The organism is Pseudomonas fluorescens, assembly GCF_000967965.1.
Taxonomy (GTDB): Bacteria; Pseudomonadota; Gammaproteobacteria; order Pseudomonadales; family Pseudomonadaceae; genus Aquipseudomonas; species Aquipseudomonas grandcourensis.
Map to the genome: position 1 here is coordinate 50013 of NZ_LACC01000020.1, position 21348 is coordinate 71360.

Below are 21348 nucleotides of genomic sequence, written 5' to 3' on the forward strand. Positions count from 1 at the left end.
GGCCCCGAGGCCACGACAATCTTCCAGAGCGTTCGCATTTCGCGAACGCTCGTTGCCAACTGAAGGTTGGATTCCCGAGCCCCCTGTCCTCTAGCCTTGGCTCATATTCCAAGAACAAGAGGTACCCCGCGATGACTGCCCCCTTGAGTGCGATCAAAGTGATCGAGATCGGCACGCTGATCGCCGCGCCGTTTGCGGCGCGCATGCTGGCCGAGTTCGGCGCCGAAGTGATCAAGATCGAAGCCTTGGGCCAAGGCGATCCCCTGCGCAAATGGCGCAAGCTGCACGAAGGCACTTCGTTGTGGTGGTACCTGCAATCGCGCAACAAGAAGTCCCTGGCGCTGAACCTCAAATCCCCCGAAGGCATCGAACTGGTCAAGCAACTGGCGACCAGCGCCGACGTGCTGATCGAAAACCTGCGCCCCGGCGCCCTGGAGAAACTCGGCCTCGGTTGGGACGTGTTGCACGCGCTCAATCCCAACCTGACGCTGGTGCGGATTTCCGGTTACGGCCAGACCGGTCCGTACCGCGATCGTCCGGGGTTCGGTGCTATTGGCGAGGCCATGGGCGGGATTCGCTACACCACCGGCACCCCCGGTTCGCCGCCGGCGCGGGTCGGCGTCAGCCTTGGCGATTCCCTGGCATCGCTGCACGCGGTGATCGGTGCGCTGATGTCATTGTTGCGGGTCAAGACCGGGCAGGGTGGCGGGCAGATCGTCGATGTGTCCCTGGCCGAAAGCGTGTTCAATGTCATGGAAAGCCTGGTGCCGGAATACGACATGCTGGGCCATGTGCGCGAACGCAGCGGCGGTGCCTTGCCGGGGATTGCGCCGTCCAATACCTATCTGACGGCCGACGGCGCCTACGTGGTGATCGCCGGCAACAGCGATCCGATCTACAAGCGCCTGATGCAAACCATCGGCCGCGCCGATCTGGCCGAGGCGGCGGAATTCGCCCACAACGACGGGCGTGCAGCCAAGAGCAATCTGCTCGACGCCGCCATCACCCACTGGACCAGCAGCCTGCCGATCGATGAGGTACTGGCCGCCCTGGAAGCCGCCGAAGTCCCGGCCGGGCGCATCTACTCGGTGGCCGACATCGTCGCCGATCCGCACTATCAGGCGCGGGACATGCTGCTCAATGCCGAGCTGCCCGGTGGCGCCACGGTGAAGATGCCGGGCATCGTGCCGAAACTCTCCGAGACGCCCGGCGGCGTGAACTGGTCCGGCCCTGGTTTGGGCCAGCACACCGACGGCATCCTCGCGCAATTGGGCCTGACCCCAATGGACATCGAACGCCTGAAAGTCGAAGGAGTGGTGCAATGATCACCGATTATTCCGACAGCCTGATCGTGCAGGAAGTGTCCCCGCGCGACGGTCTGCAAATCGAGCCGACCTGGGTTGAAACCGACGACAAGATTGCCCTGATCGATCAACTGTCGCAGGCCGGATTCAGCCGCATCGAAGCCGGTTCGTTCGTGTCGCCCAAGGCCATTCCGGCGCTGCGCGATGGCGAACTGGTGTTCAAGGGCATCGCCCGGCAACCGGGGGTGATCTACGTCGCGCTGATCCCCAACCTCAAAGGCGCGCAACGGGCGCTGGCGTGCCGTGCCGATGAGCTGAACCTGGTGATGTCCGCCAGCCAGACCCACAACCTGGCGAACATGCGCATGCGCTGTGAAGATTCATTGGCTGCGTTCGGCGAGATTGTGCAGTTCGTTGGCGACAGTCCTGTGCGACTCAACGGCAGCATCGCCACCACCTTCGGCTGTCCGTTCGAAGGCAAGATCGATGAGGACCGGGTACTGCACATCGTCGATGCCTATCAGGAACTCGGCATTCAGGGCGTCACCCTGGCCGATACCACGGGCATGGCCAATCCGCGTCAGGTCGACCGGCTGGTGCGCCGGGTGCTGCAGCGGGTGTCCCCGACGGACCTGACCCTGCATTTTCACAACACCCGCGGCCTTGGCCTTTGCAACGTGCTGGCCGCCTACGAGGCCGGCGCCCGACGCTTCGACGCGGCTCTCGGCGGCCTCGGCGGCTGCCCGTTTGCGCCGGGGGCGTCGGGAAACATCTGCACCGAGGATCTGGTGAACCTGTGCGACGAAGTCGGCATTCATACCGGTATCGATCTGCCGCTGCTGTTGAAACTGTCCCGAGGACTGCCGGCGCTGCTCGGTCATGAAGTGCCCGGACAACTGGCCAAGGCCGGGCGCAATTGTGATTTGCACCCGACACCCTCCTGACCAAGCCCGCTCCCACAATAAAAAAGCACCTCAACCAGACAACAAAAACAATCGGACACCCAAGGGAAGTCCGCCTGGAGAAACGCAATGACCCTAAATGCACTGGAGGCCGGCGCGAGCCCGGCCGTTAGCCACGACGAAGAAAAAGCCCTGGTCAGCAAAGTCGCCTGGCGCCTGATGCCGCTGATCATGGTCTGCTACCTGTTCGCGTTTTTCGACCGCATCAACATCAGCTTCGCCAAGTTTCAGCTGCAGACCGACCTGAGCCTGAGCGACACCGCTTACGGCCTGGGTGCCGGGTTGTTCGTGGTCGGTTATGTGATTTTCGAAGTGCCCAGCAACATGATGCTGTACAAGGTCGGCGCCCGGCGCTGGATCGCCCGGATCATGATGTCCTGGGGCTTGGCCACGGCGGCCATGGTGTTCGTCAACAGCGAATGGCAGTTCTATGTGCTGCGCTTCGTGATCGGCGCGATGGAGGCGGGGTTTGCCCCGGGCGTGCTGTATTACCTGACCCTGTGGTTTCCGCAGCACTATCGCGGGCGCATTACCTCGATGCTGTTCCTGTCGTCGGCGTTCGCCGGCCTGGTGGGCGCGCCGTTCTCCGGCCTGGTGTTGCAACACCTCGATGGCGTGCTGCAAATGCGTGGCTGGCACTGGCTGTTCCTGCTCGGTGGCGTGCCCTGTATCGGCCTCGGTTTGCTGGTGCTGACCCTGCTCAAGGATCGCATCGAAGATGCCCATTGGCTGACGTCATCGGAGAAGACCCTGCTGGCCAGCCGCATCGCTCAGCATGAGCCGCACAAGAGTGGCGGTTCGCTGCTCGCCGCACTCAAGATTCCGGGTTTCCTGACCTTGGGCCTGATCTATTTCCTGATTCAGGTGGCGTCCTACGGCCTGAATTTCTGGGCGCCGCAACTGATCCGCAGCGCTGGCACCGAAAGTCCGGTGATGATCGGCTTGCTGACGGCCATCCCATATATCTGTGGTGCCATCAGCATGGTGGTGATCGGACGCCTGTCCGATGCTACTGGCGAGCGACGCAAGTTTGTCGCCGGTCTGGTGGCAGTCGGCGCGGTCGGGTTCTTCTGCGCCGGGATCTTCGCCAACCACACGACCTTCCTGATTGTCGCGTTGGGCCTGCTCGGTGCCGGGATCATCGCCTCCATCCCGAGCTTCTGGACCCTGCCGCCGAAACTGCTGGCCGGTGCCGGCGCGGGTGCTGCCGGCGGGATTGCGGTGATCAACACCCTGGGCCAGTTCGGTGGCATCGTCAGTCCGGTGATGGTCGGCCGGATCAAGGACCTGACCGGCAGCACCACACCGGCGCTGTATGTCATTGGTGTCTGTGCGCTGATTGCGGTGGCGCTGTTGCTGTGGGGGTTGCCGCAGAAGTTGCGCACACTCGATAAGTTTTAAAAGATCGCAGCCTTCGGCAGCGCCTGCTCGGACCACGCATCCCCGTAGGAGCTGCCGGCGGCTGCGATCTTTTGATCTTCAAGAAGTCGCTGTCATCGCTTTTTGCGCAGTGTCACTGAACTGAATCAACACCACCCCGGCCATCAACAGCACCACCCCAACCACCTTGGGCAAGGTGACCTGACGCTCCACCAATCCAAACCAGCCGTAGTGATCCAGCAACAACGACGCCACCACTTGCCCCGCCAGCGCCAATGCCATGAACCCCGCGGCACCCAGCTTGGGCAGCAGCACCAATGCCAGGGAAATGAAGATCACCCCAAAAGCGCCACCGGCCCACATCCAAAGCGGCGCCTTGCTGATGAATGCCAGTGACGGCAACGGCAAGCGCATCGCAACGATGATTGGCAACAGCACGATAACGCTCACCAGCAACGAGGCGAGCGTCGCCCACAACGGATGGCCCAACCCGCGCCCGAGGTTGACGTTGATCGCACTCTGAAACGGCACCACTGCCCCGGCGATCATCGCCAGCCCTATCAGACCGGCCCAATGCAACGTACTCATGATCGATCTCCAACAGGTTTTGCTGGACTCTAGGGTATTCGTCGCGCAGATTTAAATTCCGTTTTGTAATCCAGAACATGCAGCAGATGAATGATCTACGACGCATCGACCTCAACTTGCTGGTGATCCTCGACGCCTTGCTCAGCGAGCAACACGTGACCCGGGCGGCCGAGCGTCTGCACTTGAGCCAGCCGGCGGTCAGCCATGCGCTGGCGCGATTGCGTGACCTGCTCGGCGATCCGCTGCTGGTGCGCGCCGGTGCCGGCCTTGTATCGACTGCGCGAGCATTGGAACTGGTGGCACCGCTGGCCGAAGCCCTGGCCCAGGTGCAAGCGCTGCTGGCGCCGAACGCCTTCGATCCCGCGACCACCCGGCGTACCTTCCGCCTGGCGATGTCCGACTACGGCGCTGCCATTGTCTTGCCGGGACTGATCCGAACCTTGCGCCGCGAAGCGCCGGGCATCGACCTGCAAATCAGCCATGGCAGCCGCGAAAGCATGCTCGAAGGCGTGCTCAACGGTGACATTGACGTCGCCGCCGGTGTATTCCCGGAAATGCCCAACGAATTGCGCAGCACCCCGCTGTTCGAAGAGCACTACGCCTGCCTGGTGGACCGCAACAGCCTGCCTGCCGAGGGTGTCCTCGACCTGCCCACCTATCTGGCACGCCCCCACGTCCTGTTGGAAATGCGCGGCAGCGGCACCCCGGAGATCGAGCGTGCACTGACCGCCTTGCGCGAACGCCGGCGTGTCGCCATCAGCCTGCCGCACTGGAGCGTCGCCCCGCAGCTCATGAGCGGCACCGACCTGATCCTCACCGTCGCGTCGCGCGGCTTACGCGATACCGATGAGTCCTCGTTGGTCGTCGTGCCGCCGCCGTTTCATATTCCGTCGTTCACCTTTGTGCTGGCGTGGCATAAGCGGCGCGGTGGGGATCAGGCGTTGAACTGGTTGAATCGCAGGATTGAGGAGGGGATCGAACGCTAGAAGCTTTTCTAAAATGGCCTTTACCAACTGGAAGGTGGCAGGCGACGTGTATGAAAAATTCGTAGTACCTGAAGCCGACCTTGGCGAACCCGGTAGGGAATCAAATAGGGGCGATCAGGCATGACCCATTCCCGGGTGCCGGGTAAGCGTCCCTCACGACCCGTCGCTGGAAATCGGGCAAGGTGATCAACACTGGCGAGAATCGCCTGGACAAAATCTGCTGCAGCTTTTGGATTTTCGATGGCGATGTACGCGGCTTCGTCATCCAGATTCTTTAACGCCGTACGCAACCACTCAACGCGCATTCGCCGTCCACTTGTCGGCCATTGCGTTCACTTCGTCTTGTGTCGCGAAGTCACCTTCATCGGCTTCTTTCAAGGCTTTCTGAATTTCCTCGATTTGCCACGCTTCACGGGCCAGGTATTCACGCAGCGCATCCACCGCCAGAAATGATTTGCTGCGGCCCGTTGCTTTGGAAAGACTCGCGAGAGTATCGGCTATTTCGTCTGGTATGCGCAGGGACATAACTGACATGGTGATCTCGATGTAGTGGTTTGTAATACAACATACTACAGTGTCATGCAGGGGGGGAGGCCAGCCCCGTTTGTCAGTCGTAACAAATGTTCTTGCGGTAGTGCTGAATCCTTCCGTCTGCCGTGTGCGGATTTGGACGTTTTTCGTTGCCAATCTCATAGGTGAAACCTGCGTTGCACCTGAAAACCTCAAAGGTCTTAACCCCATGCTCACAGGCCTCAACCACATGACCTTCGCCGTCACCGACCTGAACCGCAGCGTGGCGTTCTACCAGAGTCTCCTGCAAATGCGCCTCGAAGCCACTTGGGATACCGGCGCCTACCTGTCGCTGCCGAGGTTGTGGTTGTGCCTCTCCCTCGACCCGCTACGCCATCCCGAGCCCGCCGCCGACTACACCCATTACGCTTTCAGTCTCGATGCGGCGGATTTTCCGCGTTTCGTCGAGCGCCTGCGATCCGTCCAGGTTCACGAATGGCGCGACAACTGCAGCGAGGGCGCATCGTTCTACTTCCTCGACCCGGATGGCCACAAGCTGGAAGCCCATGTTGGTGACCTGGCGTCGCGCCTTTCGGCCTGCCGGCAGCGGCCGTATGCGGGGATGAAGTTCTTCGACAATCTGTAAGTCGATGTTGCGGAGCCTGATATAGACTGGTGGCCATTCACCATGCCGTTCATAAGGACTTCCCATGACCCCATCGTTGCTAATGGCCGTGCTTGCCTCGGGTTTTATCTACGGCATCACCCCGGGGCCGGGTGTGCTGGCGGTGTTCGGCATTGGCGCGGCCCATGGGCGACGGGCCGGGGCGGGGTTTCTGTGCGGGCATTTGCTCGGCGATGTGGTGTGGTGCAGCACGGCGCTGATCGCGATTGTCGGTGCGCGGGAGATCGGCAGTACCGCGTTCGACGTGCTCGGTGTGCTCAGCGGCCTGTACCTGTTCTGGCTTGGCTGGCGTGCGGTGCGCGCCCGACGCAGCAGCGTTGATGCGCCGCAGGGCCCGGCGCGGCAGCCGTTCTGGCACGGCATTCTGTTTGGCTTGACCAATCCCAAGGCCTATCCGGTGGCGGTGGCGACGTTCACGGCGTTGCTGTCGAGCCGTGCGGAACTGCTCAACTGGTCGATGCTGCCGGCGCTGATCGCCCTGAGTTTCGTTGGCGGTTTGCTCGCCTACGCTATTCTCATTGGCATTGTCGGTGCGCGGCGGGTGCGCAGCTTGTACCAGCGTCATGAACTGGCCATCACCCGGTTGTGCGGGGTGATGTTCATCGGTTTCGCCATCAACGCACTGGTACATGCGTTGCCGGGGCTGATGCCGAACAAGGCTTGAACGTGATAACAAGGATGCAAGACTGACAGGGCAGGGATGGTTGATGAGCGCTGCATTATCGGGACACCCACGCTGAACCATGGAAAACCGGAATTCCGCGCCGCTGGCGAGCTATATCGATCTGTTGCTGGACGCCGTCTGTGCGGTGGATAAGCAGGGGCGCTTCGTTTTTGTCAGCGCGGCGTGCGAGCGCATTTTCGGCTACAGCGCCGATGAGATGATCGGCGAGACGATGATCGACATGGTGCATCCGGGCGACCGCCAGCGCACCCTTGACGCCGCCCGGGAAATCATGGGCGGCGAACCCAAGCTCAACTTCGAAAACCGCTACCTGCGCAAGGATGGCCGCGTGGTGCACATCCTCTGGTCGGCGCGTTGGTCCGAGGACGATCAGTTGCGCATCGCGGTGGCCCGCGACATCACCGAACGCAAGCAGGCCGAATCGCGGCAGGCAGCGTTGTATGCGATTTCCGAAGCGGCCCATGCGGCAGAGGATCTGCTGGCGTTGTTCAAGCGCATCCACATGATCATCGGCGAATGGCTGCCGGCACTGAATTTTTCCGTGGCGCTGTACGACGAGCACTGCGCGCAGCTGAATTTCCCTTATCACGTCGATGACCACGAGCCACGGCCCGAACAGCCCGGAACCATGACCGGGCGCTTGTGCACCGAGGTGATCCGTACGGGGCAGCCGATCCTGTTGACCCCGGACCAGTGCACACCTCCTGCCGGCTTCGAAGCGCTGTTGACCGAGCAGAACGCTCCGTGTTGGCTGGGTGTGCCGCTGAACTCGCAAAACGGCACCATCGGCGCGTTGATCGTCAAAAGCATACCGGGCGGCGAGCGCTACACCGAGCAAGACAAGGAACTGCTGCAATACGTCTGCGCCCAGGTCGCGACCGCCATCGAGCGCAAGCAACTGCATGCCCGCCTGCAATACATGGCCCAGTACGACCAACTGACCCAGTTACCCAACCGTGAACTGCTGCGCGACCGGCTCAAGGCATCACTGCAAGTGGCCCGGGAGGACCGCGGGCGCATGGCGCTGTTGTACGTCGACCTCGACCGTTTCAAGCACGTCAACGACACCCATGGCCACGCGGTCGGCGACATGCTGCTGCAGGCGGTGGCCAACCGGCTCAAGGGCTGCGTACGGGAAACCGACACCGTGGCCCGCATCGGCGGCGATGAGTTCGTGGTGTTGCTGCACAGCATTCGCGCCGCGGACGATACCGACATCGTGGTCGAGAAAATCCGCCAGGTCCTGGTCCAGCCCCTGCGCCTGGACGGGCACAGCGTGAACATCCAGCCAAGTATCGGCGTCGCCCGATACCCCGATCACGGCACCGAAGAGAAGCAATTGTTCCGGCATGCCGACGAGGCGATGTACTGCGCCAAACGCGAGCATCACCTGCGACTGGTCTGAAATCCAGGGCACCGTTCGTCGTGGCATCCACGTAATTTTCTAAACCTTTTGGGACGCGCAAATTCAGATTCTATGCGGGCCACAGCTCGCCGCGACTACCACCAAGAGGAAGAGAATCATGCCTAATTCAAGAAACTCGAACTCGGGGAACTTTGCCAACGATCGAACGAAGGCCTCTGAAGCCGGTCGCAAGGGTGGGAAAACCACCACTACGACCGTCGATAAAGACCCGGCGAAACCCGACATGGGTCGCAAGGGCGGTCAGAAATCCCGCTAAAGGATGCAGGTGGTTTTGATTGAGAGGCGGGGGCGAAAGCTCCCGTTTGAATTTGAAGAGGAGGGCGCGACCATGAACCGGATGGCCACCCGATTATGTAATACCAGTCTTGCCACGTTACTGGGCCTGTTTGCCAGCAGCGTCTTTGCCCAGTCGACTGCCGAATTCATCGACGAGGCCTCGGCAAAAGGTATTGCCGATATTGAAGCAAGTCGCCTGGCGCACCAGAAAGCCGAGTCCAAAGAGGTCAAGGACTACACCATTATCGTCATCAACGACCGCACCACGGCGAACCAGCATCTGGCGAAAATCGCCAGGCAACTGGATTTGCCTGTTGCCCCGCGCGAAGAAATTGTCGAAAAGGCCAAAGCCCTGATGCCACAAGTCATGGATGGGGCGACCTATGACGAGGCCTATACAGCCAGTCAGGTGAAGACCACGCAGGAAGCCATCGATCAGCTGCAGCAGGAAGCGCAGACCACCGACGTGCCGCAAATCAAGGCGTTCGCCGAAGAAACCCTGCCCAAATTGCAAAATCATCTGCAAATGGCCAAGGCGTTGCAGGCCAAAAGTTGAACGGAAGGATTGAACACAAACGGCGCGGGACTTCACTCACGCGCCGTTTTTCTTTTCAGCACTGACTCAGGCGCGGCTTGGGGTTGTGCGTTGGGCTCAGGCCATTGAGGTCGAACACTTCGTTTTCACCCACGGCGCGGTAATGCCTGCGCAGCGTCTCCAGGAACGTCCGGGGTTACCGGCCCAGAGGGCGAGTTTCTGCGCGTTTTTTGCGAATTTCATGACCGTGTTCTTTGTAGGGGATGAACCTGAAGTTCAGGCATCGGTGGCGAGATGAAAGTTCGGCTGGGTTTGCAACCCATTGAAGCACGACGGTGGGCAAGATCTTAATTCTTGGTGGGATTCTTCCTTTGTGTCGGTTTGTGTCTAGTATCAATGGCAGTCAATTTGCCAGCATGTGTTCACACGGATCGAAACCGGAAAAGAGGCTACTCATGGAATTCTTCGAAAAGTTAGCAAGTCTCGCTGCCAAAGTTCGTTTGCAGAGCGCTGCCATTCAAACGGAAGAAGCGACCAAGAATGCTTTTGTCATGCCCTTTATCAGCACGGTACTGGGCTACGATGTTTTTGATCCGACGGAAGTGACACCTGAATTCGTTTGCGATATTGGAACGAAGAAAGGGGAGAAAATTGACTACGCAATCATGAAGGCAGGCGAGGTTCAGATCCTCATCGAGTGCAAGAAAATAGGCGAGCCACTGCACATCAATCATGCCTCCCAACTGTTTCGCTATTTCCATGTCACCAGCGCTCGAATCTCCATTCTCACCAATGGCCAGGTCTATAAGTTTTTCACTGATCTGGATGCGCCGAACAAGATGGACGAGAAGCCATTCCTTGAACTCGATCTGCTGGATATCGACGAATATTCCGTCCCAGAGTTGGTGAAACTCACCAAATCTGCATTCGATGTGGATTCGATCATCAGCGCCGCAGGTGAGTTGAAGTACGTCAGCCAAATCAAAAAGGTGATTGCTTCTCAGGTCAGCAAGCCGGACGACGATTTTGTGAAAGTCTTCGCTTCACGTGTTTACGACGGGGTGATTACTCAAAAGGTCCGCGAGCAGTTCCATGAGCTCACGAGAAAGGCCGTGGTGCAGTTTCTCAACGAGCAAATCAATGACAGGCTCAAGTCGGCAATGAGTGGCGCCATCCAGCCTGCGCTCGCCTCTTTACCGGTCGCTACCGGTGACACTGAGCAACCCGATGTTCGAGATGAGTCAGAGGACAAGGTTCTGACGACATTGGAAGAGCTTGAGGGCTATCACATCGTCCGGGCCGTGGTTCGGTCGGTTGTTGATGCCAAGCGGATTGTTCAGCGCGATACACAGAGTTACTTCGGCATCCTGCTCGACGACAACAACCGCAAACCAATCTGCCGATTGCACTTCAACCGATCACAGAAATACATCGGCATATTTGACGAAGAGAAGAATGAAACTCGGCATGCAATCAACTCCGTTGATGACATTTACGAATACTCGGATCATTTGAAGAAGACCGTCGGGTACTACGATTAAGATTACTGTCAAACGACGAAAAAACTGGTTAATAGAGCCTAGGCCGATCAGTTAAGGTCAAAAACTGTGGGAGCGAGCTTGCTCGCGATAGCGCCATGTCAGTCGACGACGATGTTGACTGTGCAATCGCCATCGCGAGCAAGCTCGCTCCCACAGAAGTTTTCGCACCAAAGGTGGAATAGAGCAGAACCTATTGGCCGATGTATCGTAGCGAGCTGGTGGTCTGCCCAGATCACGACAACGTACCGACAGGAGAACGCAATGAGTTGGTCCGCCAAACAGTACGTCGCTTTTGAAGATGAACGCACCCGTCCCGCCCGTGACCTGCTGGCGGCCGTCCCCGCCGGGGATGTGCGCTCGGCCATCGATATCGGTTGTGGGCCCGGCAACTCCACCGAGTTACTGGTGGAGCGCTTTGCCGGCGCCACGGTGCGTGGGCTCGACAGTTCCAGCGACATGATCGACGCCGCTCGCAAGCGCTTGCCGCAGGTGCAGTTCGACATCGCCGACATCGACACCTGGAATGACAGTGGCCCGTTCGATGTGATTTTCGCCAACGCGGTGTTGCAGTGGGTGCCGGATCACGCCACGTTGCTACCTTCGCTGGTGAGCAAACTGGCGCCGGGTGGCAGCCTGGCTGTCCAGATGCCTGACAACCTGAATGAACACTCGCACCGCTTGATGCGTGAAGTCGCCGCTGATGGTCCATGGGTCAGCAAACTGGCAGGTGCCGCCGGGCAGAGGACCGAAATGGCCGATGCCAGTGGTTACTATTCGATATTGAAAGCCTGTTGCACCCGCGTCGATGTGTGGCGCACCACTTACCATCATCCGCTCGCGGGCGGTGCGTCTGGCGTGGTGGAGTGGTTCAAGGGCAGTGGCTTGCGGCCGTTTCTCGATCCGCTGGACGAGTCGGAACGGGCGCAGTATCTGAAGCAATATCAGACTGCTATCGAGCGGGCGTATCCGGCCTTGGCCGATGGTTCGGTGCTGTTGCCATTTCCGCGACTGTTTATCGTCGCGACCCGCTGATGCAAAACAGGGACAGTTGATGCGCGTCATCTGCCCCTTTTTACGGTTTGGAAAAATCACTGTGGCTTGTTCTTTTTTGAGCGCCGGGCACTCAAGTACTCAAAGGCAAGCGAGGCAAAGCCGAACAACCCGATCAATGAAATGATCATGATTCCCAACTCTGAATTGTGCATGTTGATCTCGAGGCGAAGGATGAGCCGGGAGAATAAGGGAACTGTTGCCGGGCTCAACTGATAGTCCAAGAGCCCTGATCCGACCTTCATTGCGTTAAATGCCCCATTACACGGTCTCCGCGTAGATCTGATCGTACTGGGCGTGGCTGTCAACGAACGTAGCAATTGCATCCGGTGTTATTTATCAACTGACCAAGCATGTAGCTTCTTTTTTCGCAGGTTCAGCCAACACTTTTGCTCCGCTAGCAATCACTCTTCACCGACTTCTATTTCTCTATCCTCAAACGCCGAACGTACGGCATCTACAACGCGCTCCGCCATGCCTTCATCTTCAAGCTGCGGGTATCCTTTCTTCAGCTTTCCGGAAACCATCCAGCCGTTTTCCTTAATGGAGCGGATGATGCGATTGGCATCCTGATCCGGCATCTCAAGCACTTCTTTGAGTTGTTCCTGCGCTCGCTGAAAGATCACCAGTACTCTGGCCTCATCTGCCATCTCCGTACGAATCGTATGTTCGACAACGCGTGCGGTGTAGAGAACGTGCTCGGTCAGGTCTGGGTACCGCCAGGCAAAGCTTGCGTCTACGTATTCATCGAAGTTGAAATTGCTAAGCGTTCCGTCCTCGTAGGTCACAAGTTCGCCAAACCGATAGGCTGCAGCGTAACGGCGCATGAACGGTCGTGAGAATACTTCAAGCGTACGATCGTAGCCGGCCCTGAAATCGATAGAGCTGGTGATCGTGGCTGACACGGGCAGAATCACTCCGTCGGGCACTGCCTTGTCCCGGATCAAGGTGTCGTTGATCAGGAAACGATGAATCCGGCCGTTGCCGTCACGCATGGGATGGATGTACACGAAGCCGAATGCAAGCACCGCGGCACGTGCCACTGACTCGGCACCACGCGTTGCGACCTCGAACTCGTTGAGGCCTTCCAGTAGCGGGGTAAGTTCCTCAAAGTGCGGGGCAATGTAATGCACGATGTCTTCGCGCATTGTGGCTTGTCCCACGAAGACAGGGGAGCGTCGCAAGCCTAGTCCGATGGCATCGTGGCCCAGGATGCCGGCTTGCAGGGATCGAAGGGTGTCGTTGCTCAATGGGGCATCTATATGGCCGCAGTGCTGGGCAATGACATGCGCAAACCGCTGGATGCGATCGGCCTGGTCGGCTTCCTTTTCGATGAGAAAGCTCGCGCGCGATTCCTTGAACGTCAGCCAACTGGCCGTTCGCATCAGGATGTCGGAACCAAAGGCTTGATCCAACTCATCCAATGCCGCACGCAGATCGAATTGCAAGGCCTCCCGCACTGGCTCGGTACGACGAACCAAGGGGCAGAATTCGGGTGTCCCCGGCAGATTGTTATTGATTCGCCAGCGCCGCGTTCGCAACGACTCACGACGAGTCAGGTAATTTTGTGGTGAAAGTACATCAACATAGGCGCCATTGGTCACATCAGGCACCTCCAGACGTTCCCCTGTCAGCCATTCGTAGAGGAATCCTGTGCGACGGGCATACTGGCCAAAAGGCTCCCGTCGACACCAGTCCTCAACAGGCTGCGGGCCTATGGCCGCAAACAGGCGAGCAAAGAACTCGAGATGAATCTCTTCGTATTTGAGACCGAACTCGAAATGCCCTGCGAAATCGTCTGCAGGGCGGTAGCGTGGCGGATACCTGTTCTCCACGTTCCCGGCGCTTTCACGGCTGACACGTACGGTGCCAATCATCGACTGTACGCGCAGAGGCTGCGCCAATGCGATGTTGTAACGGTTCGCGAGGGTCTGGAAACCGACTTGCATTGACGAAATCCTTTACGGGGACAGGAAAAACGTTAACAGAACTTCAATATTGTGGCGAAACGATAATTTCGTAGGTGGAAAAATACTAATGCTGGATGAAATTTGATACTGAATTCGTATTTTTGGAGAAAAACGCTAATAGCTTTCAGAGTAGTCGCCACAGCCGCGAAAGAAAGAATGTACTCATCGATCACCGGAAAGTGACCGACCAAGCTATCCACAAATCCAACGCCATCAAATCCCGCCCACAAAAAACCGGCCATCAAGGCCGGTTTTTTCTGTCTCTGCATCCCCCGTCAAAACCACCCTGACGTGAGATCAAAATTCGATTGGAGCGGGTGAAGGGAATCGAACCCTCGTTATCAGCTTGGGAAGCTGGAGTAATGCCATTATACGACACCCGCTCAGAGCGGTGACTTTGTACCAGATACGGCCGCGGATTTGAAGTTTTTCTTTACGTGGAGCGGGTTTAACGCAGATGTGACAAAAAAGCCTGGAGCGCATGACGGTCGATCGCGGGCAAGCCTCGCGCCTGCAGAATACGTTTAACGCAGCAGGGCGGGGCTTGCTCGCGATGACGCTACTTCAGCTTGCCAATGCATGGTGTTCCTGGACGTTGTGGTAACGCGGTCGGCTTTCGAGTTGCGCTGGTTTCAGGAAGCCCATCAGTGCGTTGCGGCTGTCTCGGCAGGCGGCTTTGTGCTCCATGTCGAGAAAGTGGCCGGTGGCCTGAAGGGTGCTGAACGTGCTGTGTTGCACGTGGCCGGCGAACAACCGGGCGTCGTCGGCGGCGGTGTATTCGTCCCATTCGCCGTTGAGGAACAGCACCGGCACGTCGATTTTCTTCGCCGCGTGCAGGTAGCACTGGCGGTCGCTGTGCAGCACGTCGCTGATGTGGAAGTGCATCTGCCCGTACTCATGTTCGGCCAGGGAGCTGACGTGGCGATAGTTGAAGCGCTTGAACAACGACGGCAGGTGTTTGCCGATGGTGTCGTTCACCAGGTGCCCGACCCGGTCGCGGTCCAGGTTGCCCAGGTGTTCGACGCCGCGCTCGAGGTAGTCGAGCATGTGCGCGTTGATCACCGGGGAGAACGAGCTGATCACGGCTTTTTCGATGCGCCGTGGCCGTTGCGACAACGCCATCATGGTCGCCGCACCGCCCCAGGAAAACGACAGCACGTGTTCGGCGGCGAAGTGGTCGATCAGCTCAAGAAGGATCTGCCCTTCGATTTCCTTGGTGAGCATCTTTTCATGCAGGTTGTGGGCTTTTGACCGGCCCGCGTAGGGCTGGTCGTAGCAGACGACGTTGAACTGCGGATGGAGGTTTTTCACGGTTTGTGCAAACGACGCAGTCGTGGCCATCGAGCCGTTGACCAAGATAATGGTCTTCTCTGCGGCGTCTGCGCGATAGAACTCCGTGTAAACCCGATACTGACCCTGTATATCCAGCACAGCGATTTCTGGCCTCATGTCATAAGACTCCTGGCAAGCGGGTATGCGCGCAATAGAGATTGCACGAGCTTTGTGACAGGTAGGCATACGCCTGGAATTTGAGAGGCCCATGTCGATCCATTGCAGTCCGGTCGACGGGTATTGTTATTGGCGGGCAGTCTGCCGGATGAGGCCGGAACCCATGGGTTCCTACCGGCAAAAAGTTTCTTAGAAGTATGTGGTGACTCGTCGGTCACATTTCGGCCGACGTCCTGATTCAAGCAGGGGTCACGTCATCGCGCAAGTGCCATTGGTAAATTGTTCGACAACTTCTGCTGAGCGGTCGCTGGCTTAGATCGATCCGATCTCTTCAGTGCTCAGTAGGCGGTATTCGCCCGGTTTCAACGCGTCGTCGAGCTCCAGCGGCCCCATGCGTTCGCGATGCAGGCGCATCACCTTGTTGTTGAAGTGGCCGAACATGCGCTTGACCTGGTGATAGCGGCCTTCGACGATGCTCAGGCGTGCGCATTTTGGCCCGAGCAGCTCTAGCCCGGCCGGTTGCGTGGTGAGGTCTTCGAAGGCGAAGTACAGCCCTTGGCTGAAGGTGATCGCGTATTCGGGGCCGATGTCCTGCTCGGTTTCGACGTAATAGACCTTGGGCAGTTTGGTCTGCGGTTGGGTCAGGCGCCGCGACCAGCTGCCGTCGTTGGTGATCAGCATCAGGCCGGTGGTATTGAAATCCAGGCGTCCGGCGATGTGCAATTCGTCCTTATCCGGTTCATGGATCAAATCGAGCACGGTCGGGTGCTGCGGATCCCGGGTGGCGCTGACGCAGCCGGCGGGCTTGTGCAGCATGAAGTGGCGCAGGGGTTTGCCGACTTGCAGCACCTCGTTGTCGACTTCGACGCGGCTGAATTCGCGGACTTCAGTGTGCGGGTCGCTGACGATTTTTCCGTCAACCCTGACGCGTTTTTCCACCAGCAACAGGCGCACCTGCTTGCGGTTGAAGCACGGCAGGTTGCTGAGGAAACGGTCGACACGCATGACTTAAGGATCGGTAAGGAAAGGGGCGCGCATCTTACTTGATCGACCCGGACGCTGCTTGCAACTGCGCCTCGACCTCGGCACAGCGCGGGCACAGGCATGAGGCGTCGCGCAGTTCCTCCGGCAGCGCCTGGAGCACGGCAGGGTCGATGCTGACGCCGTAGCACCAGCAGGCGCGGTCAGCGGTTCGCGGATCGGCCAGGGTGCAGTCGTTGGGGGCGCCGCAGGCGGGGCAGAGGTCAGGCTGGTTCATGAACGGAGTGAGACATTTCCACGCAGGTTCGGTTACGGCCACTTTGCTTGGCCCGGTACATCGCATGATCCGCCCGCGACAGCAGGCTGTGCAAGGTGTCATCGGGCTGTAGGGTGGTGAGGCCGATGCTCACCGTCAGTTGCAAGGCTTTGCCGTTGTAGGCATAGCGCTGTTGTTCCACGTGCTGACGAATTTTCTCGGCAATCATCAGACCGGTCTTACCGTCGGTGTCCTTGAGCAGCACGATGAACTCCTCACCGCCCCAGCGGCAGACGATGTCGGAGTGCCGCAGGCAACTTTCCAGATCCCTGGCGAAACCGATCAGTACCTGGTCGCCGGCCAGGTGGCCGTAGGTGTCGTTCAGTGCCTTGAAGTGGTCGAGGTCCAGCAGCAAGGCGGTCAGCGGCTTGGGCTCGCGCCGGGCTTCTTGCATGGCCTGTGCGGCCAGCAGGTCGAAGCCGCGACGGTTGGGCAGTTCGGTCAGGCTGTCGAGGATGGCCTGGGCCTGGATCTTGTCCTGATAGCGTTTGATCACCCGGTTGAGCAGGGCCAGCACGATCAAGGTGACCAGCAGGCAGATCAGCAGGTTGAGGTACAGCGACTGGCGGATTTCACCGAGGGCGCTGTCTTCGCGTTTGTCGACGAACAGGTACCAGTTCAGCTCCGGGATAAACCGCACGTTGAGGAAATGCCCCTGGCCCTGCACGGAGTATTCATAGCTGCCGCTGTGGGGTTTTGGCAGCCGGCTGAGCAGGTCTTTCATGCTGTCGAGTTCGCTGAGTTTCTGCCCGATGTGCGCACCCTGCGGACCCCCTTCGGCGCCGGTGAGCACCAGGCGTCCGAAGTTGTCGACGAAAAACACACTGCGTTGATAGCGCTGCTGGTACTTGTCGATCAGCTTGATCACTGCGTCGACGGTCAGGCCAACCCCGGCCGCGCCGATGAATCGGCTGTTGTAGTCGTAGACCTTGTAGTTGATGAAGAAGGTCAGGTTGTCTTTGTTGGCGAGGTCCGGGTCGACGTTGATCTCGTACGGATCCTTCATGTCCCGCACGCGGAAGTACCAGGCGTCGCGGGGTTCGGTGGTCTTGACCTGCTTGAGCACACCCTTGGCGTGGTAGTAGGTCAGGCTGGTGTTGGAGACGAAGAACGCGGTGTAGGCGCCGTAGTGGGTCATGACCTCGTTGAGGTAACGGGTCATCTGGTCGGAGTCTTTTTCACCGTTGACCACCCAGTCGCGCATGAAGGTGTCGCGGGCCATCATCGAGGAAATCAGGATCGGCCTGACGAGGTCTTTCTGGATTTCCGAGTAGACCGTGTCTGACGTCAGCGGCAGTTCGGTGTTGACGATGTTGTCGCGGATCGATGCCCGAGAGGCGAAGTAACTGAGAAAGGAGGTGGCGAGGAAACCTGCGCCCAGCAACGCGACCAGCGTGAGCACCAACGAACGTTGAGAGTACAGCGGCGAGCGAAGCGGCATGGCAGTTCCATTGGCAGTCATCCGATGGCATGCATTCTAAGGGTACAGCCGGGAAATAACTGCTCCATGTGCGCCGCGAATGGTCGTTCCTATGTTCCACGGAGGTTGCGCGTGGTCCTTGTGGGAGCGAGACGGTCTTTTGATGGTGCTCGTACGCTGTCCGCCGCTGATCAGAAGGCAGGTGCAACGTCGCACTTGGCAGGGGATTGCCAGTCAAAACAGGTATCAGTCGGTGTGTGCCGACTGCTGTCACAGGTCTTTACGGAGGCCGCCATGTTACGTCGATTGTTGTTTGGTGCAGTGCTCGGTCTCGGATTGTCTGGTTGCTACTACTACGACGGTCCTGCTGACCCCTACGGGGGATCTTATTACTACCCCGGCTACTACTCGCCCTATTACTACGGTTACTACGGTCCGCGTTATTACGGTGGTTATCGCTCCTATTACTACGGTGGGCACGGCTATCACGGTGGGGGGTATCACGGCGGTGGATATCATGGCGGTGGATATCGCGGTGGTCACCGTTAATCAGGGCATGAATGGATGAAAAACCTTTCATCGGTCAGATGTTTCTACTTGTTTCAAGGGCGCACCAGATTCCGAATTCGGTGTCTGATATTTCGACAGTCACCGAACATTTGACTGTCGCCTGCCAGCGTCGCTGGTGTGGCTTGCCCGCGGTCCAGGAGGCCGCCATGCTCTGTCAAAAAAAGCTGCGCCGAATTCTTTTGCTAGCGATGTTGGGATTGTCCCTTGGTGGGTGCGTGCCTTACTACGACGAAGGAGGCAGTTACTACAGTTCCGAGGTCTATACCTCGCCATCGCCAACCTATTACAGCGGGGGGAGTTCCTACTATTCCAATGGTTACTACACGCCGCAGCCTCGGTATTACATGCCACCAGCGCGGTATTACCAGCCGACACCGCGTTATTACTCGCAGCCGCGGATGTATCAACCGTCCCCACGCTATTACCAGCCATATCGGGGCGACTACCGGATGCATCAGGACCATGGCTGGGACGGCCGTAACCGCGGGGGCTGGAACAATGACAATCGAGGCCATGACTGGCGCGACCAGCGCGGCGATCACAACTGGCGGGGTAACCACCGCTAGTTTTACATAGAACACAGCACTAATGTGGGAGCGGCGGTGCGACGATTCGACTTGCTCGCGAAGGCGGAGTCTCAGTCAACATCAATGTTTCTGAGACGACGCCTTCGCGAGCATGCTCGCTCCCACATTTTTTATGCCCGGACTTCAGTATTCGGACAAATCCGCCAGCGGATGCCGACCTTCCCACGCCTTGTGAAAATGCGCCTCTACCACCGCGTCCGGCACGTTGTTGATGTCCGGCCAGTGCCAGTGCGGCTTCTGGTCCTTGTCGATCAACCGGGCACGTACGCCTTCGCTGAATTCCGGATGCCGACAGCAGTTGAGGCTCAGGGTGTATTCCATCTGGAAGACTTCGGCCAGCGACAGGTGCCGGGCACGGATGATCTGCTCCCACACCAGATGAGCGGTCAGCGGCGCGCCTTCGCTCAGGGTCCTGGCTGCGCGGCTCAGCAACAGGTCGGTGTGATCGCGCAAGGCGCTGATGGCCTTCCAGGCGCAACGCACGTCGCTGACATCCAGCAGCTCGTCGATCTGCTGGCGGCGCGGCAGCCACTGGGCTTCGGGCATCTGTGCCACGGCTTCCTGCTGCAAGGCCTTGAGCAGGCTGTTGAGCTGCATCGGTGTCTGTTCCTGCCAGTTCAATTGCAACAGGCCTTCGATCAATTCCGGCTGCTGCTCATCGAGCAGGAAACGATCGGCCAGGTCCAGGTCGATGGCATCGCGGCCGTTCATGTGCGCCCCGGTCAGGCCCAGGAACAACCCGAGCTTGCCGGGCAGGCGCGACAGAAACCAACTGGCGCCAACGTCCGGGTACAGGCCGATGCTGATCTCGGGCATGGCCAGGCGGCTGCTCGGCGTGACGATGCGGGTGCTTGCCCCTTGCAATAGACCCATGCCGCCGCCGAGCACATAGCCGTGGCCCCAGCAGATCAGCGGTTTCGGGTAGGTATGAAGTTTGAAGTCCAGGCGATATTCCGCGGCAAAAAACTGCGCAGCCAGTGGCGGTACCTCGCCCGGATGGACGCGACAGGCTTCCACCAGGCTGCGCACTTCGCCGCCGGCGCAAAAGGCCTTGGCGCCATTGCCGCGCAACAGGACGCAGACGATCTGCGGGTCCTTGGCCCAGGCCTCCAGGCGGTCGCGCAGGGCGTTGATCATCGGCAGGGACAGGGCGTTCAGGGATTTTTCGGCATCCAGGCTGGCGATGCCGATGCGTGCGCCGTCGGTGCCGGTGAGTTCTTCGAAGTGCAGATTCATCGTGACCTCGATCGGGAATTTGAGGGTTAAGTATGATCGCTGTGTGGGAAAGTGCCGGATCTGCATCAGATCAATTGACAAGCGTGATGCGCTTTCCTAGGGTTCGCCCCATTGTTTTTGCCGGATGTAACCATGACTGCTGACGACCGTATCAAACTCGAACCGGGCTGGAAGGAGGCACTGCGTGCCGAGTTCGACCAGCCCTACATGGCAGAGTTGCGAAACTTCCTGCAACAGGAGCGGGCGGCCGGCAAGGAGATCTATCCGCCGGGGCCGATGATCTTCAATGCGCTGAATTCAACGCCGCTGGACAAGGTCAAGGTGGTGATCCTCGGTCAGGACCCTTATCACGGCCCGGGCCAGGCCCATGGCTTGTGCTTCTCGGTGCAACCGGGCGTGCCGGCGCCGCCGTCGCTGGTGAACATTTACAAAGAACTCAAGCGCGACCTGAACATCGACATCCCCAACCATGGCTACCTGCAGAGCTGGGCCGATCAGGGCGTGTTGATGCTCAACACCACCATGACCGTCGAACGCGCCAACGCCAATGCGCACAAGGACAAGGGCTGGCAGTTTTTCACTGATCGAGTCATTGAAGTTGTCAGCCAACAGCAATCGCACCTGGTGTTCATGCTGTGGGGCGCCCATGCCCAGAGTAAGCAGAAGCTGATCGATGCCACCAAGCATCTGGTGCTGACCTCGGTGCACCCGTCACCGCTGTCGGCCTATCGCGGCTTCCTCGGTTGCGGGCACTTCAGCCGCACCAACAAGTTTCTGGAGCAGAATGGCGAGACGCCGATCGAGTGGCGGTTGCCGCCGGTTTGATGATTGACCGGACGGGTCTTTGTGGCGAGGGAGCTTGCTCCCGCTCGGCTGCGTAGCAGCCGTAAA

23 protein-coding genes and 1 tRNA gene are annotated in these 21348 nt (G+C 58.9%); 14 read left to right on the forward strand and 10 right to left on the reverse strand.

Annotated features, from left to right (window positions below):
* The first annotated feature begins 131 nt into the window (after positions 1-131).
* From VC35_RS16310 to VC35_RS16320, 3 genes are all read left to right on the forward strand, one after another.
* Complete coding sequence (locus VC35_RS16310) at positions 132-1325, forward strand: CaiB/BaiF CoA transferase family protein (protein ID WP_046041512.1); 1194 nt, start codon at positions 132-134, stop codon at positions 1323-1325.
* Positions 1322-2248 carry a hydroxymethylglutaryl-CoA lyase gene (locus tag VC35_RS16315; RefSeq protein WP_046041514.1) on the forward strand — a complete coding sequence of 309 codons (927 nt, stop codon included), beginning with the start codon at positions 1322-1324 and terminating at the stop codon, positions 2246-2248. The genes VC35_RS16310 and VC35_RS16315 overlap by 4 nt, the downstream gene beginning before the upstream one ends.
* A gap of 87 nt (positions 2249-2335) precedes the next feature.
* Positions 2336-3667, forward strand: coding sequence for an MFS transporter (locus VC35_RS16320; protein WP_046041516.1), 1332 nt, complete (start codon positions 2336-2338; stop codon positions 3665-3667).
* 78 nt (positions 3668-3745) lie between these two features.
* Here VC35_RS16320 and VC35_RS16325 read toward each other — a convergent pair whose 3' ends face one another.
* Positions 3746-4234 carry a DMT family transporter gene (locus VC35_RS16325; protein WP_046041517.1) on the reverse strand — a complete coding sequence of 163 codons (489 nt, stop codon included), beginning with the start codon at positions 4232-4234 and terminating at the stop codon, positions 3746-3748.
* A 77-nt stretch (positions 4235-4311) separates the two neighbouring features.
* Here VC35_RS16325 and VC35_RS16330 point away from each other — a divergent pair, with 77 nt between their 5' ends.
* On the forward strand, positions 4312-5220 hold the full coding sequence (locus VC35_RS16330) for a LysR family transcriptional regulator (RefSeq protein WP_080925324.1): 909 nt from the start codon (positions 4312-4314) through the stop codon (positions 5218-5220).
* A 20-nt stretch (positions 5221-5240) separates the two neighbouring features.
* Here VC35_RS16330 and VC35_RS28980 read toward each other — a convergent pair whose 3' ends face one another.
* Together VC35_RS28980 and VC35_RS16335 are read right to left on the reverse strand one after the other, a co-directional pair.
* Positions 5241-5525, reverse strand: coding sequence for a type II toxin-antitoxin system RelE/ParE family toxin (locus tag VC35_RS28980; RefSeq protein WP_080925325.1), 285 nt, complete (start codon positions 5523-5525; stop codon positions 5241-5243).
* The gene (locus VC35_RS16335; RefSeq protein WP_046041519.1) at positions 5515-5754 is read right to left on the reverse strand and encodes a CopG family ribbon-helix-helix protein; all 240 of its coding nucleotides are present in this window, start codon (positions 5752-5754) and stop codon (positions 5515-5517) included. Before VC35_RS16335 ends, VC35_RS28980 begins: the two co-directional genes overlap by 11 nt.
* A gap of 205 nt (positions 5755-5959) precedes the next feature.
* On the opposite strand from VC35_RS16335, the gene fos reads away from it, so the two are divergent.
* From fos to tam, 7 genes are all read left to right on the forward strand, one after another.
* Positions 5960-6376: a fosfomycin resistance glutathione transferase gene (gene fos, locus VC35_RS16340; protein ID WP_046041520.1), complete on the forward strand. Its 417-nt coding sequence runs from the start codon at positions 5960-5962 to the stop codon at positions 6374-6376.
* Between the two features lie 64 nt (positions 6377-6440).
* Complete coding sequence (locus tag VC35_RS16345; protein WP_046041522.1) at positions 6441-7079, forward strand: LysE family translocator; 639 nt, start codon at positions 6441-6443, stop codon at positions 7077-7079.
* A gap of 79 nt (positions 7080-7158) precedes the next feature.
* Positions 7159-8505, forward strand: coding sequence for a sensor domain-containing protein (locus tag VC35_RS16350; protein ID WP_046041523.1), 1347 nt, complete (start codon positions 7159-7161; stop codon positions 8503-8505).
* A 118-nt stretch (positions 8506-8623) separates the two neighbouring features.
* Positions 8624-8782, forward strand: coding sequence for a KGG domain-containing protein (locus tag VC35_RS28985; protein WP_007982976.1), 159 nt, complete (start codon positions 8624-8626; stop codon positions 8780-8782).
* A 72-nt stretch (positions 8783-8854) separates the two neighbouring features.
* Positions 8855-9358, forward strand: coding sequence for a DUF4142 domain-containing protein (locus VC35_RS16355; RefSeq protein WP_046041524.1), 504 nt, complete (start codon positions 8855-8857; stop codon positions 9356-9358).
* A 434-nt stretch (positions 9359-9792) separates the two neighbouring features.
* Positions 9793-10878 (forward strand): type I restriction endonuclease, encoded by a 1086-nt coding sequence (locus tag VC35_RS16365; RefSeq protein ID WP_046041526.1) that lies wholly within the window; start codon positions 9793-9795, stop codon positions 10876-10878.
* Positions 10879-11139: 261 nt separating this feature from the next.
* A complete protein-coding gene (gene tam, locus VC35_RS16370) occupies positions 11140-11910 on the forward strand; it encodes a trans-aconitate 2-methyltransferase (protein WP_046041527.1) in 771 nt (256 codons plus the stop codon).
* 422 nt (positions 11911-12332) lie between these two features.
* Here the strand turns inward: tam and VC35_RS16380 are convergent, their stop codons facing one another.
* From VC35_RS16380 to VC35_RS16410, 6 genes are all read right to left on the reverse strand, one after another.
* Complete coding sequence (locus VC35_RS16380; RefSeq protein ID WP_046041529.1) at positions 12333-13877, reverse strand: Fic family protein; 1545 nt, start codon at positions 13875-13877, stop codon at positions 12333-12335.
* Between the two features lie 330 nt (positions 13878-14207).
* Positions 14208-14281 (reverse strand) — tRNA-Gly (locus tag VC35_RS16390).
* Between the two features lie 181 nt (positions 14282-14462).
* The gene (locus tag VC35_RS16395; protein WP_046041531.1) at positions 14463-15347 is read right to left on the reverse strand and encodes an alpha/beta fold hydrolase; all 885 of its coding nucleotides are present in this window, start codon (positions 15345-15347) and stop codon (positions 14463-14465) included.
* Positions 15348-15659: 312 nt separating this feature from the next.
* A complete protein-coding gene (locus tag VC35_RS16400) occupies positions 15660-16352 on the reverse strand; it encodes a pseudouridine synthase (RefSeq protein ID WP_046041532.1) in 693 nt (230 codons plus the stop codon).
* A gap of 34 nt (positions 16353-16386) precedes the next feature.
* Positions 16387-16605, reverse strand: a complete 219-nt coding sequence (locus VC35_RS16405) for a cysteine-rich CWC family protein (RefSeq protein WP_046041533.1) — start codon at positions 16603-16605, stop codon at positions 16387-16389.
* Positions 16592-18085 (reverse strand): sensor domain-containing diguanylate cyclase, encoded by a 1494-nt coding sequence (locus VC35_RS16410; protein WP_046041534.1) that lies wholly within the window; start codon positions 18083-18085, stop codon positions 16592-16594. Before VC35_RS16410 ends, VC35_RS16405 begins: the two co-directional genes overlap by 14 nt.
* Before the next feature lie 273 nt (positions 18086-18358).
* Between VC35_RS16410 and VC35_RS16415 the strand changes: the two genes are divergently transcribed.
* A complete protein-coding gene (locus tag VC35_RS16415) occupies positions 18359-18613 on the forward strand; it encodes a hypothetical protein (RefSeq protein ID WP_080925326.1) in 255 nt (84 codons plus the stop codon).
* 167 nt (positions 18614-18780) lie between these two features.
* Positions 18781-19200, forward strand: a complete 420-nt coding sequence (locus tag VC35_RS16420) for a hypothetical protein (protein WP_046041536.1) — start codon at positions 18781-18783, stop codon at positions 19198-19200.
* A 144-nt stretch (positions 19201-19344) separates the two neighbouring features.
* Here VC35_RS16420 and VC35_RS16425 read toward each other — a convergent pair whose 3' ends face one another.
* Complete coding sequence (locus tag VC35_RS16425) at positions 19345-20457, reverse strand: enoyl-CoA hydratase/isomerase family protein (RefSeq protein ID WP_046041537.1); 1113 nt, start codon at positions 20455-20457, stop codon at positions 19345-19347.
* A 132-nt stretch (positions 20458-20589) separates the two neighbouring features.
* Between VC35_RS16425 and ung the strand changes: the two genes are divergently transcribed.
* Complete coding sequence (ung, locus tag VC35_RS16430; RefSeq protein ID WP_046041538.1) at positions 20590-21282, forward strand: uracil-DNA glycosylase; 693 nt, start codon at positions 20590-20592, stop codon at positions 21280-21282.
* The last annotated feature ends 66 nt before the right edge of the window (positions 21283-21348 follow it).